The sequence below is a fragment of the Hymenobacter jejuensis genome (assembly GCF_006337165.1).
Classification (GTDB): Bacteria; Bacteroidota; Bacteroidia; order Cytophagales; family Hymenobacteraceae; genus Hymenobacter; species Hymenobacter jejuensis.
In genome coordinates this window covers 2,764,254-2,779,572 of sequence record NZ_CP040896.1, presented here as the reverse complement: position 1 = coordinate 2,779,572, position 15,319 = coordinate 2,764,254, and the positions used below count along the sequence as shown (strand labels likewise).

General features: G+C 54.8%; 14 protein-coding genes. 5 read left to right on the top strand and 9 right to left on the bottom strand.

Annotated elements, in window-relative coordinates; genetic code table 11:
• Both FHG12_RS11435 and FHG12_RS11430 read left to right on the top strand, forming a co-directional pair.
• Complete coding sequence (locus FHG12_RS11435) at positions 1-315, top strand: DUF5700 domain-containing putative Zn-dependent protease (RefSeq protein ID WP_139515852.1); 315 nt, start codon at positions 1-3, stop codon at positions 313-315.
• 327 nt (positions 316-642) lie between these two features.
• A complete protein-coding gene (locus tag FHG12_RS11430; RefSeq protein ID WP_139515851.1) occupies positions 643-1,059 on the top strand; it encodes a hypothetical protein in 417 nt (138 codons plus the stop codon).
• Between the two features lie 56 nt (positions 1,060-1,115).
• Here FHG12_RS11430 and FHG12_RS11425 read toward each other — a convergent pair whose 3' ends face one another.
• Entirely contained in the window at positions 1,116-1,823 is a 708-nt protein-coding gene (locus FHG12_RS11425) for a GAF domain-containing protein (RefSeq protein ID WP_139515850.1), read from the bottom strand.
• Between the two features lie 1,094 nt (positions 1,824-2,917).
• Between FHG12_RS11425 and FHG12_RS11420 the strand changes: the two genes are divergently transcribed.
• Complete coding sequence (locus FHG12_RS11420) at positions 2,918-3,424, top strand: DUF421 domain-containing protein (RefSeq protein WP_139515849.1); 507 nt, start codon at positions 2,918-2,920, stop codon at positions 3,422-3,424.
• Between the two features lie 688 nt (positions 3,425-4,112).
• On the opposite strand, the gene uvrB is transcribed toward FHG12_RS11420, so the two are convergent.
• The 4 genes from uvrB to FHG12_RS11400 all read right to left on the bottom strand — a co-directional run bounded on the left by uvrB (position 4,113) and on the right by FHG12_RS11400 (position 8,853).
• A complete protein-coding gene (gene uvrB, locus FHG12_RS11415) occupies positions 4,113-6,146 on the bottom strand; it encodes an excinuclease ABC subunit UvrB (protein ID WP_139515848.1) in 2,034 nt (677 codons plus the stop codon).
• A 124-nt stretch (positions 6,147-6,270) separates the two neighbouring features.
• Positions 6,271-6,621 (bottom strand): DUF6970 domain-containing protein, encoded by a 351-nt coding sequence (locus FHG12_RS11410; protein ID WP_230471100.1) that lies wholly within the window; start codon positions 6,619-6,621, stop codon positions 6,271-6,273.
• A gap of 50 nt (positions 6,622-6,671) precedes the next feature.
• The gene (locus FHG12_RS11405) at positions 6,672-8,288 is read right to left on the bottom strand and encodes a hypothetical protein (RefSeq protein WP_139515847.1); all 1,617 of its coding nucleotides are present in this window, start codon (positions 8,286-8,288) and stop codon (positions 6,672-6,674) included.
• Positions 8,269-8,853 carry an RNA polymerase sigma factor gene (locus FHG12_RS11400; RefSeq protein ID WP_230471099.1) on the bottom strand — a complete coding sequence of 195 codons (585 nt, stop codon included), beginning with the start codon at positions 8,851-8,853 and terminating at the stop codon, positions 8,269-8,271. The genes FHG12_RS11405 and FHG12_RS11400 overlap by 20 nt, the downstream gene beginning before the upstream one ends.
• Positions 8,854-9,360: 507 nt before the next feature.
• Between FHG12_RS11400 and wrbA the strand changes: the two genes are divergently transcribed.
• Positions 9,361-9,972, top strand: a complete 612-nt coding sequence (gene wrbA, locus FHG12_RS11395) for an NAD(P)H:quinone oxidoreductase (protein WP_139515845.1) — start codon at positions 9,361-9,363, stop codon at positions 9,970-9,972.
• A gap of 214 nt (positions 9,973-10,186) precedes the next feature.
• Entirely contained in the window at positions 10,187-10,573 is a 387-nt protein-coding gene (locus tag FHG12_RS11390) for a hypothetical protein (RefSeq protein WP_139515844.1), read from the top strand.
• A gap of 83 nt (positions 10,574-10,656) precedes the next feature.
• Here the strand turns inward: FHG12_RS11390 and FHG12_RS11385 are convergent, their stop codons facing one another.
• The 4 genes from FHG12_RS11385 to FHG12_RS11370 all read right to left on the bottom strand — a co-directional run bounded on the left by FHG12_RS11385 (position 10,657) and on the right by FHG12_RS11370 (position 15,241).
• Complete coding sequence (locus tag FHG12_RS11385; RefSeq protein WP_139515843.1) at positions 10,657-11,397, bottom strand: shikimate dehydrogenase family protein; 741 nt, start codon at positions 11,395-11,397, stop codon at positions 10,657-10,659.
• 96 nt (positions 11,398-11,493) lie between these two features.
• Positions 11,494-12,168, bottom strand: coding sequence for a DedA family protein (locus FHG12_RS11380; RefSeq protein WP_139515842.1), 675 nt, complete (start codon positions 12,166-12,168; stop codon positions 11,494-11,496).
• A gap of 105 nt (positions 12,169-12,273) precedes the next feature.
• Positions 12,274-13,926 (bottom strand): S8 family serine peptidase, encoded by a 1,653-nt coding sequence (locus FHG12_RS11375; protein WP_139515841.1) that lies wholly within the window; start codon positions 13,924-13,926, stop codon positions 12,274-12,276.
• Between the two features lie 244 nt (positions 13,927-14,170).
• Complete coding sequence (locus FHG12_RS11370) at positions 14,171-15,241, bottom strand: bile acid:sodium symporter family protein (protein ID WP_139515840.1); 1,071 nt, start codon at positions 15,239-15,241, stop codon at positions 14,171-14,173.
• Between the last annotated feature and the right edge of the window lie 78 nt (positions 15,242-15,319).

Genomic DNA, 15,319 nt, shown 5'->3' with positions numbered 1-15,319 from the left:
TTGCAAAGTCCGAGATGCAACCGTTGCCGTCGTCGCTGTTTTGCCAGGCGCGGCAGCGGCGCGCGGCGCGAAGGCACTGCCAACTACGCCGCCGACGCGCTCCAAGCCCCGGGCGAGCGGCCCTACCTGACTAGGTGGCGCGACCGCTATCAGCGCAACGCGGAGCCAGCCCGCATCGCCGAGAACTTTGCTCTCTTCGACCGGGTGCTCGCAGACTTAGTAGCCGGGCGGCTAGATTGGTCCGGGGCCCACCGCTTGGGCTTTCAGGGCAACAACTACGCTCGCTTTTACTTCGTCGGCTACCAAATGGCCTAGGCCTTGGACCGTTACGGTCACCCGAGGCATTCTTTCGGGCATACGTCGCCCTCTACCGTCGGCACCCCGAGAATACGGCTCACTTTTCGCCGGCTACGGAGCGTTACTTATTTACTCGGCGCTGACCTTTCAAAAGCGCCGGCGCGCCGGCAACAATCGGACGCTGGACAGTTGCGCCCGAACTCCTTCTTTTTTGGATTCCAGTAGGTCGGGTGTAGACTTAAGCCGGTAGCAATATATTTGAGCTTCTAGTCTTTGAAGCGCCAAATTCAGTAGCTCTTATCACACGTTTCCTGCAATAGCTAATTAATTTATAATCAATTGCTTATGATTAGAATTACCCTCTTTTTATGGTTGTACCTGCTTACATCAGCTTGTCAGAAGCATAGCCCAACGCCGGCCCCTACTTTAGAAGGTACTTGGCTCGCCACTTTCACCGAAACAAATCAGTACACGGCGGATGGCATTCTGCTTTCCCAAAGCGGACTGGTAGCAGTGCCCAATTCAGACCTCTACAAGTTCACGACTACTACGCTGACTGTCACTCCCTTTGTCATTACTTACAATTACACCCGCGAAGGCGACGCGCTAACGCTTCGGCCGACAGATCCCTCGCTGACGATCCCTTTCATACGGACCATCGTCACCTTAACCCAGACCGATCTCGTTCTGCAAGATAAACGCGCTTCCACACAAGGCACAGGCTATACTATTTCGCTTATGCACTTGGTTCGGCGGTCTTGAGGCCGGATAGTAGTCTTTTGCTTTTTAACATAAGCCAGCAGACAACCGCAACTGTCTTAAGACTGATCCAGGATTTCCTGCAAGTCGTGGAGGCGACGGCCGACTTGGGTGAGGATATCGGCGGGCACCGGAATTTGGGTGCCGTGCCGCGTAAACATGTAGCGTACCAGAGCCGTCAGAGCCTGTACCTCTTCCTGCAATTGCGTGTGCAGGTCATTCCAACGTGCGGCTCCTGATCGCGGCTGACGGAGGCAGGCATGGCGCACGACCAGCGTTTGGCTGACCAAAGCAGCTAAGTTTTCGAGTAAGTGCCGTTCGCCGTCGCTGAAAACCCGCGGATGGCGATCGATGATGCACAGGGTACCGATGCGGTGCTGGTTGGGCATGCACAAGGGTGCTGCTGCGTAAAACTGAAATTTGTTGTTTCGGGCGGCCTGAGCGGCTTGCACCGTAATCAGGGGATCTTGTTCAGAAGTCAAGTCCGTGTATACCACCGGAGTTTCGTGCAGAATAGCGCTGGCACAAAGTGCTTCTTCACGAGGCTGGCCGTTGTGGCCTGGCATGCCGTAGTTGGCAGGGTAATAGACGTCGGTTTCCTCAACGAGGGCAATCAGAGAAACCGGGAGGCTAAAGATGCGCGCCGTCAGAGCGACAAACTCGTTGAAAACCGGTTCGCGCAGCGAATGGATTAAATCATGATCGCGGATGGAATGAAGCCGTTCGGCCTCGCTTGATGGAATCAAGAAGGAAGGAATAGTCGACATATAAAATTGATAACGGATATAGCATAGCAAAATAGCGAAAATACTATTGGTTATATCGTGAATGCCTTGATCATGTATCTGTTCTGGCTTGTATTCAGTATAAAGTTATATTTTTTCAAGCTTCATTTTTATACAGTGTTAGTAAGCTTTCTCAACAACAGCAAGCATAGCCATATAGCCAGCAGGCTATTTCGATGGACGCCTGTCCGCACATGGCTGAGCTATAGGAATTTTAATCGCCTTTCTGGTCTAGCTTGCTACGGGCGCAAGTAGGTTTATCATCAGCGCCTGTGCTGATGGTCTGGCTCGGGCGTTTTGGCCTCATCTGCTACGCTATTATCAGAGAGCCAGCAAACACAATCTTGCCCGCCCGGTGCCTATAGCGGACAACAGCAAAGCCAACAAGGCTTCATTAATGCAAAGTTTTGAATATCAATTCGTTACAAAAACAAGTTACGAAGCTTCCAGCTGCCCCTTGTGCGCCGGATGAAACCAAAGGGCGCAACAGCTTTGCACCAGCCGTATGCCGCTCAGCACCAGCACAAAAGCCAGAATGAAGGGCGAAAAAACGAGAAAAAAAATGGATACGAGCAGTAGCGTCGTTAGATGGGGCCCTTTGTGTGAAGTTTGGCCGAGAGGAAGGGTAAGAAGCTGTTGCATGACGTTCCGGTTAGCCTTAAGGAAGTTTAAAGTACCGATCAATCAGCACAATTCCAATATAATCTATTGCTAATCAAATATTCGTCAGAAAGTCATGTTCTCTTTTGAAAGTACAATATTGTATAGTTTATGCTTAAATCAGCAAAAGCCATGTTCCGAAAGGTCAATTCTTGGAGTTGCGAGCGGTTTGTTCAGGGATGATCGGACGCAATTTTTACAGAAGCAACCAAGCCTCTGTGCCTTTGAGCAAAGCCAACCCATAGCCCCTGCGAACCTCGACTATAGCAACTTCCAAATGATATCCGGGGTATGAAGCAGTATTACCAAATTGTTAACTTCTGCTCTGGATGGGTACGGCGCCCACTCATTTCCTGCCCACGATAACGTCAGCATCTACAGCATAAATCTGAAAAACAAATTACCGCACCTCCGATATGGCTCCTGCTTGGTTAGATCAACTTCTTGGTTTACAAGCTGATGCGCACACCATCACAACGACCCAGATGTGTGTACGGGCCGTGGTTGTGTTTGCTGTGGGCTTGGCACTATTACGCTTCGCGGGCATGCGCACCTTTGGCAGCGGCACGGCATTCGACATGGTACTCAAGATTATTTTGGGGGCAGTGCTGAGCCGGGCTATTGTAGCGGCCTCGCCGTTTGGGTCTACGTTGTTGGCCAGCATGGTATTGGTGGTGCTACACCGGCTGCTGGCCATCGCGTCGTTCTACAGCAATGCAGTTGGTAAAGTCATCAAGGGTGCGCCGAAGAAACTGGCCCAGGACGGTAAGCTACTGACTGACAACCTGCGCCGGGCTAACATCACTGACCGAGACCTCCACGAAGGACTTCGCGAAGCTGCCAACGTCGACTCGATCAGTGAAACGGACATCGTGCAACTGGAGCGCAACGGCAAGATAACCGTAGTGAAGAAGAAGGAATAACTCGTGTTACTGCGCCTTCCGCAGCAGATAGCGCGTGCGAATGAGCGTATAAGAAGATATAATGTTCGTCGTAACAGGCCGTGCAGGATCGTCGAAGGCATTGCTGGATTCTGTGACTTGCTTCATCGACACAGGCTAGGCAATACATTGTATTTCAACAAGTTATCAATCATCGCTAACCAAATCGTCCAGCACCATCATCCGGGTGGCGCCGCCGTCGAGTTGCTCAGTTTGCGTTAAGCGCTCTTTTTTAGTGAACTCTCTTAAACTCTAGCTTCGAGTTGCCCTGCCGAGCTGGCGCAAATGAAAGTTGAGAAGGCCCAGTGCTCGACTGTACGTCTTCCAGCGCCACAATGGTGCGACGACAAGGATACAATTTCCCTAACGCGGGAGCCAAAGTAGTAGACGTAGATGTGGCGCTGAGACCAAGCTTGAAAGGGGGTGTGAGTGCCACGGCATGTGGCACCTCCAAAAGCGTCGTCGGTGCTGCGCCTGAGCCAGTGCCGACGCCGTAGCAATTCCTATTTAAAACAAGACTCGTAAAGGCTCGGCAAAGCGACAACAAGAGTACCAGAGCAGACATAAGAAGAGCAAGTTGCGGTGGAAGGAAAAGCGGCCGGCTCGACACGAGCCGGAGAGATTCTCCAGCCCGGCCGAGCCGGCCGCTTTTCCTCTTCCGTGCCGATTTCTACTCGCGCTTCGTCTTCAGCATCTGCCGGAGCTGGGCCAGCTCGTCGCGGTATTTGGCAGCTTGCAGAAAGTCGAGGTCCTTGGCGGCGGCCTCCATTTGCTTTTCGGTTTGCTTGATGAGCTTTTCGAGGTCGACGCGCGTCATCATTGCGATTACGGGCTCGGCGGCCAGCGTCAGCGTATCCGAATCGGGGCCAGCATAAGCCACGGGTTCAATGCGGCGCATATCCGACAGCGAAGTCTGGCTCCGAATCTCGTCGTGCGATTTTCGAACGGTTTGCGGCGTGATGCCATTCTCCTCATTATAAGCCATTTGCACAGCACGCCGACGGTTGGTTTCGTCGATGGCCCGCTGCATAGAGCCAGTCATGCGGTCGGCGTACATGATAACTTTGCCGTGATCGTTACGCGCCGCGCGGCCCATCGTCTGGATCAGGCTGCGTTGGTCGCGCAGGAAGCCTTCTTTATCGGCATCGAGAATAGCCACTAAGCTAACTTCCGGCAAATCAAGACCTTCCCGCAGCAAGTTTACCCCAATCAACACGTCGATTACCCCTAGGCGAAGCTGCCGCAGGATCTCCACGCGGTCCAGCGATTTTACGTCGGAGTGTACATACGACGACTTGATACCCAAGCGCTCCATGTATTTCTGGAGCTCTTCGGCCATGCGCTTGGTCAGGGTAGTAACGAGCACGCGGTCGCCCATTTTCACGCGGTTGTCCACCTCGTCGAGCAAGTCGTCGATTTGGTTGCTGCTCGGCCGAATGTCAATTTCGGGGTCCAATAGGCCCGTCGGACGGATAATCTGCTCCACCACCACACCTGCGGCACGGGTCAACTCGTAGTCAGAGGGCGTTGCCGAAACAAACACGGCTTGCCGGAACATGCTCTCGAACTCGTTGAAAGTTAAGGGCCGGTTGTCCATTGCCGAGGGCAAGCGGAAGCCGTATTCGACGAGCGCGGTTTTGCGGCTGCGGTCGCCGCCCCACATGGCGCGCACCTGCGGTACGGTTACGTGGCTCTCGTCGATGACCATCAGGTAATCGTTGGGGAAGTAATCGAGCAGACAGAAAGGACGTCCGCCCGGCTCACGACCGTCGAAGTAGCGTGAGTAGTTCTCGATGCCGGAGCAGTACCCCAGTTCCCGAATCATTTCGAGGTCAAACTCGGTGCGCTCCATGATGCGCTTGGCTTCCGAATCGCGGCCTTCTTTCTCGAAGTAGGCGTGCTGCGCCATCATGTCAAACTGAATCTCCTTAATCGCCTGATTCAGTGTGTCTTTGCCCGTCACAAACAAGTTGGCGGGGTACAGCGAAATGCTTTTCTCTTCGCTCAGCTTCTTGCCACTCTGCGGCTCGATGCGGTGAATGGCCTCGATTTCGTCGCCGTAGAAGAAGATGCGGTAGGCAAAGTCGGCGTAGGCCGGAAATACGTCCACGGTGTCGCCTTTCACCCGGAACGTGCCGCGCGTAAACTCAACTTCCGTCCGCGAATACAGAATCTGGACGAACTGGTAGAGAAGGTTGTTGCGCGAATACCGCAGGCCCGGCGCCAAAAAGATCACGTTCTTGCTGAACTCCTCGGGGTTACCAATACCATAAATACATGATACTGAGGCCACTACAATTACGTCGCGCCGACCGCTGAGCAAGGTAGAAGTGCAGTGCAGGCGCAGCTTCTCAATCTCCTCGTTGATGGCCAAATCCTTCTCGATAAACACGTCGGTGCTGGCGATGTAGGCTTCCGGCTGGTAGTAATCGTAGTAACTGATGTAATACTCGACGGCATTATTGGGGAAAAACGCCTTAAACTCGCCGTACAGCTGAGCAGCCAGGGTTTTGTTGTGGCATAGCACGAGAGCAGGTTTGCCAGTTTGGGCGATGACGTTGGCCATCGTGAAGGTCTTACCAGTACCCGTAGCACCCAGCAATACTTGCGCCGGTTCGCCGCTTTCCACGCCTTGCACAAGTTGGGCAATGGCCTTGGGTTGGTCGCCGGTTGGCTTAAATTCAGAAGTCAGTTGATATTCCATCCAGGGAAATATAAGGCAGAAATGGCAGCCTAGGATAACCCTGCCAAGGCAGTTTGGGTTTCCTCAAAAAAGAAAAACCTTCCGACCGCGGCCGCAAGGTTTTTCGCTAGCAAAGCTGAATTCGTCAGCGATTGTCGCGCCAGACGAGGCGTTTGTCGGTGGCTTTGTCGTAAAAATCGGCGCAACGGCCATCGCCCGCGCCCGAAAAGCCGCCGCTGGGCGCGCAAATAGTGGTCATACACTGGTCATAAAGCAGGTTATACTGGTCGCAGCAGTCGCTGGAGATAAGATATACTTTCTGCCCTTTGTAGGTGTACTCGTACACTTCGGCCGCGGGATTTTGCTTGGGCTTGGCCTTCAATTCTTCGATTTTACGCTCTACCGCGTCGCCAGGGCACGGTTTGGCGTTATCGTCGTCGCACTGAAAAGCCATCAGAGTGCTGGTCAGGAGCAGGAAAGTCAGAAAGCGCTTCATGTGTTTGCAGCTAGTAACTACTTATCTAACAACATTTTACCGTAACGCGTTTACCGAGCTATCGGAGCCGCTTTGGTGTTGCCAAATTCTACACTGGCTTCCATACCTACGGAATAGGGCCGCGAAGCGTGCATGGGGTTGGCATTGAGTGAATTCAGGCCGCTTTCGGCGCTGGGGCCGACGGCCAACGTCCAGGTAGCATCGGCCGGGCGGTACTGCATGCCGGCGCCGCCGCGCACCGCCGCCAACACTTTCCGGTAGGGCGAATCGGAGGACTTGAACGTGTCTTCGCGGGTGAGGCTGGGAGCGCCTTCTACCTCCGTGCGGCTGCTCAGCAATACCCCGACCACGGCACCCACTTTGGCGTACAACGAGATGCCGGTTTTGGGCGAACCGTAGCGAACAGCCATCGGTACGCTAGCCGTCTGGTAGCGATAACGCGTGGTGCGCTGCTGCCCGTAAGGCATAGATACTTGACTATAAGCCATATACGGCACCGCTGCTTGGTTGCTAACGGTAGCACTCTTTCCAGCAAAAGCGGCCGTGGTATTGTTGGCAAAGGCGTACGATGTTTTGGACGAAGCCTCCTGCCGGGCGGCTTCCATGCCCGTCAGGAGCACCCAGCGCTTATTAAGCGCGTAGCTCACCGATAGCGTTGCCCGCTGGGCCGGACCAGGCCGCAGGTTTCGGCGGTACTCCTGAGCACCCGCTTCGTACAGGTTGGAGGCGTTTCGGTAGTCGGCAGCAACAGTTGGAGCGGCCGAATACGAAAGGTTGGAGCTGGCCACCGCGCCGCCCGAGAAGTTGATGTTGGGGTTGTAAGACGCAGCACCATACGAACCTCCAACGCGCCACCGGCCAGTTTTGCTGCGGGGTTTTTCCTCTTCTTCAACACTAGCCCAATCCGTTGCCGATTTGGCTACAGCCGGAGGCGTGGTCTGCAAAGCGGGTTTGAGCGTGTCGGGGCGCAGGAAAGCAACCGAAGCAGTAGCAAAATCCGACAGCAGCGCGTTCACTTGGCGCGCCAGCAGCGAAGCCCCGTTTCCGTTTACCGATGCCGCATCGGAAGCAAACGCCGACGTAGAGGCAGAATTGCCGCCAACAGCACGCGCTTTACGGCCTGATACAAACGATTGACTATCAAATGCTTGCAAAATATTAGTTTCTTCTCCCATCGCGGGGCTCAAGAAAGTAGTCCCGGCTGGGCTGCCAGCTTGCACAGCCAAAGCATTAGCAGCATCCGAATCCGTTTGGGTGCCCGATTCCGGGGCAGAAACGGCATAGGAAGCACCGGCCGGAGCGCGGTCAGCCACATGAGCAGTTGCCGCATCCGTTTTGGCTCCAAGGATACCGGCAGCCGTTGTGGCCTCAGGCGCGGTGCGTTGGCTTGCCAACTCGCCTTGCGGTGCCAGCGACCTACCGGAACGCAAGCCAAACCAGCCGCCAACGCTTAGCATAAACAACACGCAGGCGGCTGCCAGCCAGCGGTGCAGCAACAGACGGCGGCGATACGTTTCGTTCTGGCGAACCAGCAGTTCGTGGTCGAGCTGCTCCCAGAGCTGGAAGCGCGGCGCCACTTCGGCATCCGCGAACTTCTGCCGAAACAGATGCTCCAGGTCGCCGGTCGACTGGGGGTCGGGTGTATTGTTATTTGCGGAAAGTCCCATTGGTGCGGTGAGCGTCGAGACGCTCTACTTTTGACTTTAAAATGACGCGGGCGCGGGAATACTGCGATTTGCTGGTTCCTTCTGAGATGCCGAGCATCTCCCCTATTTCTTTGTGGCCGTAGCCTTCGATGGCAAACAGGTTGAACACCATGCGGTAGCGCGGCGCCAACTCCTGAATCAGGCCGAGGAGTTCTTCGAAGCCGTAGTTGGCCAGCGTAAATTCCTCGCCCGCCAGATCTTCGGGGTAATCGCCGCCGTCGCTGACGGCCACCAGCGGCGCGTTGCGACGATGTTGGCGGAGGGCGGCGTTCACCATGATGCGACGAATCCAGAACTCCAGCGGGCACTCGCGGCGGAAGTTGCGCAGGTTGTTGAACACCGTAATGAAGCCCTCTTGCAACACGTCTTCGGCCTCGAAAGTCGTCTGCGCGTAGCGCAAACACACGGCCATCATGCGGGCAGAAAACCGGTCGTAGAGGTGCTTTTGCATCAAGCGGCTGCCGGCAAGGCAACCGTCAATCAGCTCGGCTTCGCTGAGCTGAGAAGGCGGAGTAAGCTGGCGCACGGCAGCAGGGCTTGGATATATAGCAGAGGTAGACGCCGTAGGCGAAGCAGATTTTTCGCCGCCCAGCAATCTGCGCAGCCCACTGGCTCCGCCAAAAGCCGGTGACAACGCACTCATCGCTTTTGCCGACCTGCGCGGTCGGTGGTAAGCAGTGCGAAGGTGCAGATCCGGGGGCGAAAGCAGTTGCCCTGGAGGTACGATTGCCGCATAAGTGACCGATAGAAGTAACTAAGTATATACAAAGGCACCGTCGCTGGCGGGTCTTCTACCCACTAGAGTTTAGCAGGGGCGCTAGCGGTTGCATGGGCGATGCGCTTTTGCGTAATTTTTTCACAAACCCGTAGCCGACAAGCAACAAAATACGAACCAAGGTACTTGTTCCCAGTCACTCCTTCAGCGCTTTGTGCGGGCTCTCTCCGCAACCTAGCTCAACTGTTTGCGGTAAGACAGGAATAGATATTTCCGGCTGATCTTCAGCTATTACTCCAGTTCTAAAGTCCAAGGCCCATGAAAACGCTTGTCTTGTTTTACTCTACTTATGGTCACATATACAAAATGGCCGAAGCCATGGCCGAGGGTGCCCGCGAAGTGGAAGGCAACGAAGTAGTCATCAAGCGGGTGCCCGAAACGCTGCCCCAATCCATCCTCGACCAGATCGGCGCTACGCAGGCGCAGCAGGCATTTTCGCATATCCCGGTGGCTACGCCGAATGAATTGACGGAATACGATGCCATTATCTTCGGCACGCCGACCCGCTATGGTAACCTGTGCGGCCAGATGCAGGCCTACCTAGACAGCACCGGCGGCCTGTGGGCCAAGGGCGCCTTGGTGGGCAAAGTGGGCGGCGTATTCGTGAGCACGGCCACGCAGCACGGCGGCCAGGAAACCACCATCCGCAGCTTCCATACCGAATTGCTGCACCATGGCTTCGTAATTGTGGGCTTACCCTACGCTTGGCAGGGCCAGATGGGCCACGAAGAAGTGACCGGTGGCACGCCCTACGGTGCCAGCACCGTGGCCGGCGGCCAAGGTGAGCGCCAGCCTAGTGCCAACGAGCTAGAAGGTGCCCGCTACCAAGGTCGCCACACCGCCCAGATAGCCAAGAAACTTGCTTCATAAGTAATTAACAATCAGATATTTATAAAATATCATAAGTCATCGCTGGTTACCTTAGTGGGGTGGCCAGCGATGACTTTTTTATGCCATCGCTGAATCAGCAGAGCCGCTTCCGCCCTGTGCATAATTACTGCCACTAAGCGCGCACAATGGCTTCGGAAATTGATTATATTTATTAAACCGAATACAGCATTATCTCAACTGCGGTTTGCGCGCCATGAAGAACACTTTACTCCGTCTTCTCTTGCTAACCTGCTTCGGCCTGCTGACCAACTTCGCGCCACCCGAAAAGCAAGGAACCAACGCAGCTTTGGTAGGCAAATGGAGCAAGGACCCCAACGCCGTATGGGAGTTTCGCGCCGACCGAAGCTACACCATGTCGATGGCCGATGGCAAAGCTTCGATTTCGGGCACCTACAGCGTTCGAGGCAACATGCTTATGCTAAGCGACTTATCGGCAACTGGCCAAGCCAAAGCCTGCGATGCCTCCCAAAAAGGCTTCTACATTTTTGCCGCCGACTCTTACACGCTTACACTTTCCACCCAAAACGACGATTGCCCGGCCCGCAACCGCCTTGTGCCGGGCACCTACAATCGCAAGTAGTAGCGCCAAGAAAATCAAATCACAACTACTTGTATAGCAAATAGTTGCATACAGCACCTGAGGCACAGGCGCGGCGGGATGCTTTATCTATTCCAGATTTCCCAGGCTGCCTCTGCCTGAAAACCCAGCATCTCGAAGCCATTCTTGATTTGAGCACCGGCTTCGCGACCCTTGTCCAGAAACAGGGTTTCGCGCGGGTTATAAATCAGGTCGAAGAGGTAGTGCTGGGGCGTAAGAAACTCGTAGGGAATGGGCGGACACTCGGCCACATTAGGGTAAGTACCTAAGGGTGTGGTATTTATAATTAAGCTATGGGCTTTTATAATTTCCAGTGAAAGCTCCTCGTAGGTGAGGGCCAAGTTGAGCGGACTGCGCGAAACAAGTAAATACCGAATGTCCAACTCGCGTAGCGCGGCCTCTACGGCTTTGGAAGAGCCACCGGTGCCCAGCACCAATGCTCCGGCCTGCTCGCCCGTATGCGGATAAAAGCTGCGCAGCGACTCCCGGAAGCCCAGATAATCTGTGTTGTGGCCAATCAGACGCCCATCCTCGGCAAACTCGATGGTGTTGACTGCCCCAATGCGGGCGGCCGTTGGCGATACTTCGTCGAGGTAGGGCCAGACCTGCTCTTTGTACGGAATCGTGACATTGAGTCCGACCAGATCGGGGTTGGCGCGCACTAAATCGGGCAATTCGCTGATCGATGGAATCTCGAAGAGATCGTAGCGGCAATCGGTGATGTCGAGGTTATGAAATTTCTGGGTGAAATAGGTCTGCGAAAATGAGTGACGAAGCGATTTGCCGATAAGACCGAATTGGCGCATACAAACGAGCGAATAGATAACGATCCCGAAAAAACAAAAAAACCGCCCCGAACAATAATTTCGGGGCGGTTTTTATCAAAACATACTGGCGAGTGGTTACGCCTGCGAGGGCCGCCCGCTGAATTTTTGTTTCAGAAACTGGAAGATCGGCGGCATCACCGAAATCAGGATGATGGCATAAATCACGATGGTGAAGTTGTTTTTCACCACCGGAATATTGCCAAACAGGTAGCCCGCCATTACCAACGAAATCACCCACAACAAAGCCCCCCCGACGCTGTAGCTGATAAAATACGCGTATTTCATGGTGCCTACGCCAGCCACGAAAGGCGCAAAAGTCCGTACAATCGGGATGAAGCGCGCCATGATGATGGTTTTGCCGCCGTGCTTGGCGTAGAAAGCCTGGGTCTGCTCTAAGTATTTGCGTTTCAAGAGCTTAAAATCTTCACGAAACACCCGTGGCCCCAAATAGTCGCCGATGAAATAGTTGAGGTTGTCGCCGAGGAAAGCGGCGAAGAACAGCAGCGGAATCAGGTAGGTTAGGTGCAGCAGCGTCTGCTCAGAGCCGGGTGCAACTGGCTGCGCTGCGAGCGTGCCGGCCACAAACAACAGCGAATCGCCGGGCAGAAACGGAAAAATCACTACGCCCGTTTCGGTAAAAACAATCAGAAACAGAATCAGATACGTCCAGCCTCCATACTCCTGCACCACGTTGATGAGCGTTTTGTCGAGGTGCAACACCAAATCAAAAAATTGTTGAATAAGCGCCATAAGCAGGTTGAGTAGAGATTGGGCTACAAAGAAAGCACTAAAGCCGAGAAGAAAGGCGGCCTGCGCACACGAAGTAGCTGACGAGTAGGTCGGTAACGGCGCTGGTTAATACACAATAAGTTTGCGGACCAGCACTCCGGCCTCCGTTGGAAGCAGGAGTTGGTATAGGCCGGGCGCCAGCGGCAGCGGGATGGTTGTTTCCGGCCCCGCAAGCTGGCCCCGCAAAACGGTTTGGCCCGTGGCGTTGGTGAGGCTATACTCGCGCCGAAACTGTTGTGCTTCGCCAACCTGAATGGTGAGCGTCTGGTGGGCGGGGTTAGGGTAAAGCTTCAGCTCGCCAGCATCGCGCCGGGAAGTAGCGGCCGTCACTACGGCGTAGCTCAAGGCTCGGGCCGCGTTGATGCGCCCGTAGCCGTAATACTGATCCCAGCCGGTTACATCTTGCGCAGCTGCACCCACGCGGTCGTCGGCCGTTTGCTCAATCAGGGCCTTGAGCTGGGCCGGCGTACGGGTTTTGTTTTGCGCCAATAGCAAGGAAACCAGTCCCGCAACGTGCGGCGTAGCCTGCGAAGTACCGCCCCAATAGGTGTTGTAGCTGGTGTTATTCAGGTGATTCAACCCGTAGACATAATTGCCGGGAGCCACCACCGAAATGTGCTTGCCGTAATTGCTGCCGCTGCTGCTGTCCCAGAAAAAAGGCGCCGTGCGGGTGTCATCCGGATTGGTCGAGCCGACGGCCAGCACATGATCGAGTGCCGCTGGGTAGTAGGGCGAACTGGTGTTGGTGTTCATCATGCACGCGACCACGGTTACATTGTGGGCGTAGGCATAATTCACGGCGTCCTGCATGGCCTGCGAGTTGGAAACGCCACCCAACGACATATTGATGACGCGGGCGCCGTTGTCCACGGCGTAGTAGATGGCACTTATCCACCACGAATAATAGCCGTTGTTCTTATCATCTAACCCTTTACAAATCATCAACTTGCAATTCCAGTCGACGCCGGCGTAGCCGATGGCGTTGTTGCCCGTAGCGCCGAGGATGCCGGTGACGTTGGTGCCGTGGCCGTAGTCGTCGGTGGGGTTGTTGGAAGCCGAAACGAAATTCCACCCCTGCACATCGTCGACGTAGCCGTTGCGGTCGTCGTCGAGGCCGTTGTTCGGAATTTCTTTGCGGTTTTTCCAGATGCGCCCCGCAAACTCCGGATGATCGAGCTTGCAGCCGGTGTCGATGATGGCCACCACAACCGTCGAATCGCCTCGCTGAATGGCCCAAGCGTCTTCCATCTTGATGTCGGCCCCGGCTTTGGCTGTGCTAAGCGAGAAAGAGCCGTTGTTTTTCAGCCCCCACTGCCGATTGTAGAGCTGATCGGAAGGCGTAACGGCCTGCACCCCGCCGCCGCTGCCCTGCTGATCCGGCTCGACGTATTCAAACTGCCCTGAGGCCCGGTACGCCTGCACCGCCTGCTCGACGCTGGTGCCAGCAGGCAGCGTGAGGCTATAGACCCCAGGGCCATTGCCTTGCGCTAACCTACTGATAGACTGACACTTATAGACAACATTCAGGGCATCAACAGCCTGTATTCCTAGAGTTACAATGCCTTTATAATCAACAGTTTGCCTGTACGCAGGCTTGGTGTTTTCTTTCAACCGAACCAATAAGCGGGGGGCTTCGGGCACCGTCTGGGCCAGCGAGGTGGTCGATAATAAACAGAGAGATAACAATGCGTAGAGTTGCTTCATAAAGGCAGTAGGCATAAGCGGAATAGTACAGCAAGATAGCTAATTGAAGCTGTTTTGAGCAGTATAAAATGCAAATACTCGGCTGTTAAAAACCATCTATTTTCCCACTAGGCGAGCATAAAAAAGCGGGCCTTGCTTACATAAGCAGAGCCCGCTCAAGCCGAGAAGGCATTTTATATAAGCAATTGAGAGGCAAACAGTTAGCGCTTTGCGTTTACGTGCCGCACGGTTTTACTGCTTGCAAGCGCCAGCCGCCCAGCTACGTGCCTGCAACAGGCTCGGGAACAGGCACTTCCGGCGCAGCACGGCGGCCTATGGCTTGCGCAATGATGCTGGCAATCAGGATTTGGAGCGCGTGATACATCATCAGCGGCAGGAGCACAATGCCGGCAAGGCGGGCGTCGGGAAACAATACCTTCGACATCACCGTCCCTTGCACCAACGACTTCTTGGAACCGCAGAAAAGCGCCGTAATGGTGTCGCCTTTTTCAAAACCTAACACCTTACTTACCAACAAAATCCAGGCGTATACCCCGAAAAACAAAGCGAGCAGCAGCACACCCAGCAGCAGAATACTGGTCAGTTGGTACCCTTGGAAAATGCCACGGTAAAAGGATTCGCAAAACGAAGTGTAAACGATCAGCAGGATGATGGACTGATCAAGGTAGCGCGTCTGCTTGTCGTAGCGCTTGGCCCACGCCGATAGCCACCGATGCAGCAATACGCCTACCACTACGGGTAGCAACACTTGCAGGGCCAAGTTGCCAATCGTACCCCACAGGCTGGAGTTGTGGCCTCCGTTAGGCAGATATAGGGCCATCCAGATGGGCGTAACAAAAACACCTAACAGGCTGGAAATGCTGGCGTTGAAGATGGCTGCCGGCAGGTTTCCGCCCGCAATCGACACCATCACGACCGAAGAAGACACAGTGGAAGGCAGCGCCGCCAGATAAAAGCCGCCCAGCCACAGCAGCTTCTGGTTGCCGGTATCGAAGAAGGGCCGGGCCGCAATCAGCAGCAGCGGAAACACCAGAAATGTCGTCGTCTGGACGACCAAATGCAGCCGCCAGTTCGACAGACCCGCTTTTAGCTTCTCAGGACTCAGACGCAGACCGTAGAAAAAAAAGATGATCGAGACGCCGTAATTGGCGATTTGGTTGAGCGGCAAGGGCCCGTCGTCGCTGCCGAAGTGCGGCCACAGATACGCCAACAAAATAGCGCCAAGCAGCGCCAACAAGAAGCCGTCGAGCCCGGCACGTTGGGCCAGCTGCCGGACGCGGGTGAAAGGACTTGCGTCCGATGGATCAACTTGAGATTTTACTTCAGGCATGAGCAGTAACAATTCAGAGGCGCAGGATATTTACCATACCCCGCAGACGGCGATTGGGTTGAATCTGGCTTCCGGCTG

Coding starts and splice junctions, on each gene's coding strand:
- FHG12_RS11390 (WP_139515844.1), top strand. CDS start 10,187: ATGAAGAACACTTTACTCCGTCTTCTCTTGCTAACCTGCTTCGGCCTG.
- FHG12_RS11405 (WP_139515847.1), bottom strand. CDS start 8,288: ATGGGACTTTCCGCAAATAACAATACACCCGACCCCCAGTCGACCGGC.
- FHG12_RS11385 (WP_139515843.1), bottom strand. CDS start 11,397: ATGCGCCAATTCGGTCTTATCGGCAAATCGCTTCGTCACTCATTTTCG.
- FHG12_RS11380 (WP_139515842.1), bottom strand. CDS start 12,168: ATGGCGCTTATTCAACAATTTTTTGATTTGGTGTTGCACCTCGACAAA.
- uvrB (WP_139515848.1), bottom strand. CDS start 6,146: ATGGAATATCAACTGACTTCTGAATTTAAGCCAACCGGCGACCAACCC.
- FHG12_RS11425 (WP_139515850.1), bottom strand. CDS start 1,823: ATGTCGACTATTCCTTCCTTCTTGATTCCATCAAGCGAGGCCGAACGG.
- FHG12_RS11375 (WP_139515841.1), bottom strand. CDS start 13,926: ATGCCTACTGCCTTTATGAAGCAACTCTACGCATTGTTATCTCTCTGT.
- FHG12_RS11370 (WP_139515840.1), bottom strand. CDS start 15,241: ATGCCTGAAGTAAAATCTCAAGTTGATCCATCGGACGCAAGTCCTTTC.
- FHG12_RS11420 (WP_139515849.1), top strand. CDS start 2,918: ATGGCTCCTGCTTGGTTAGATCAACTTCTTGGTTTACAAGCTGATGCG.
- FHG12_RS11410 (WP_230471100.1), bottom strand. CDS start 6,621: ATGAAGCGCTTTCTGACTTTCCTGCTCCTGACCAGCACTCTGATGGCT.
- FHG12_RS11430 (WP_139515851.1), top strand. CDS start 643: ATGATTAGAATTACCCTCTTTTTATGGTTGTACCTGCTTACATCAGCT.
- wrbA (WP_139515845.1), top strand. CDS start 9,361: ATGAAAACGCTTGTCTTGTTTTACTCTACTTATGGTCACATATACAAA.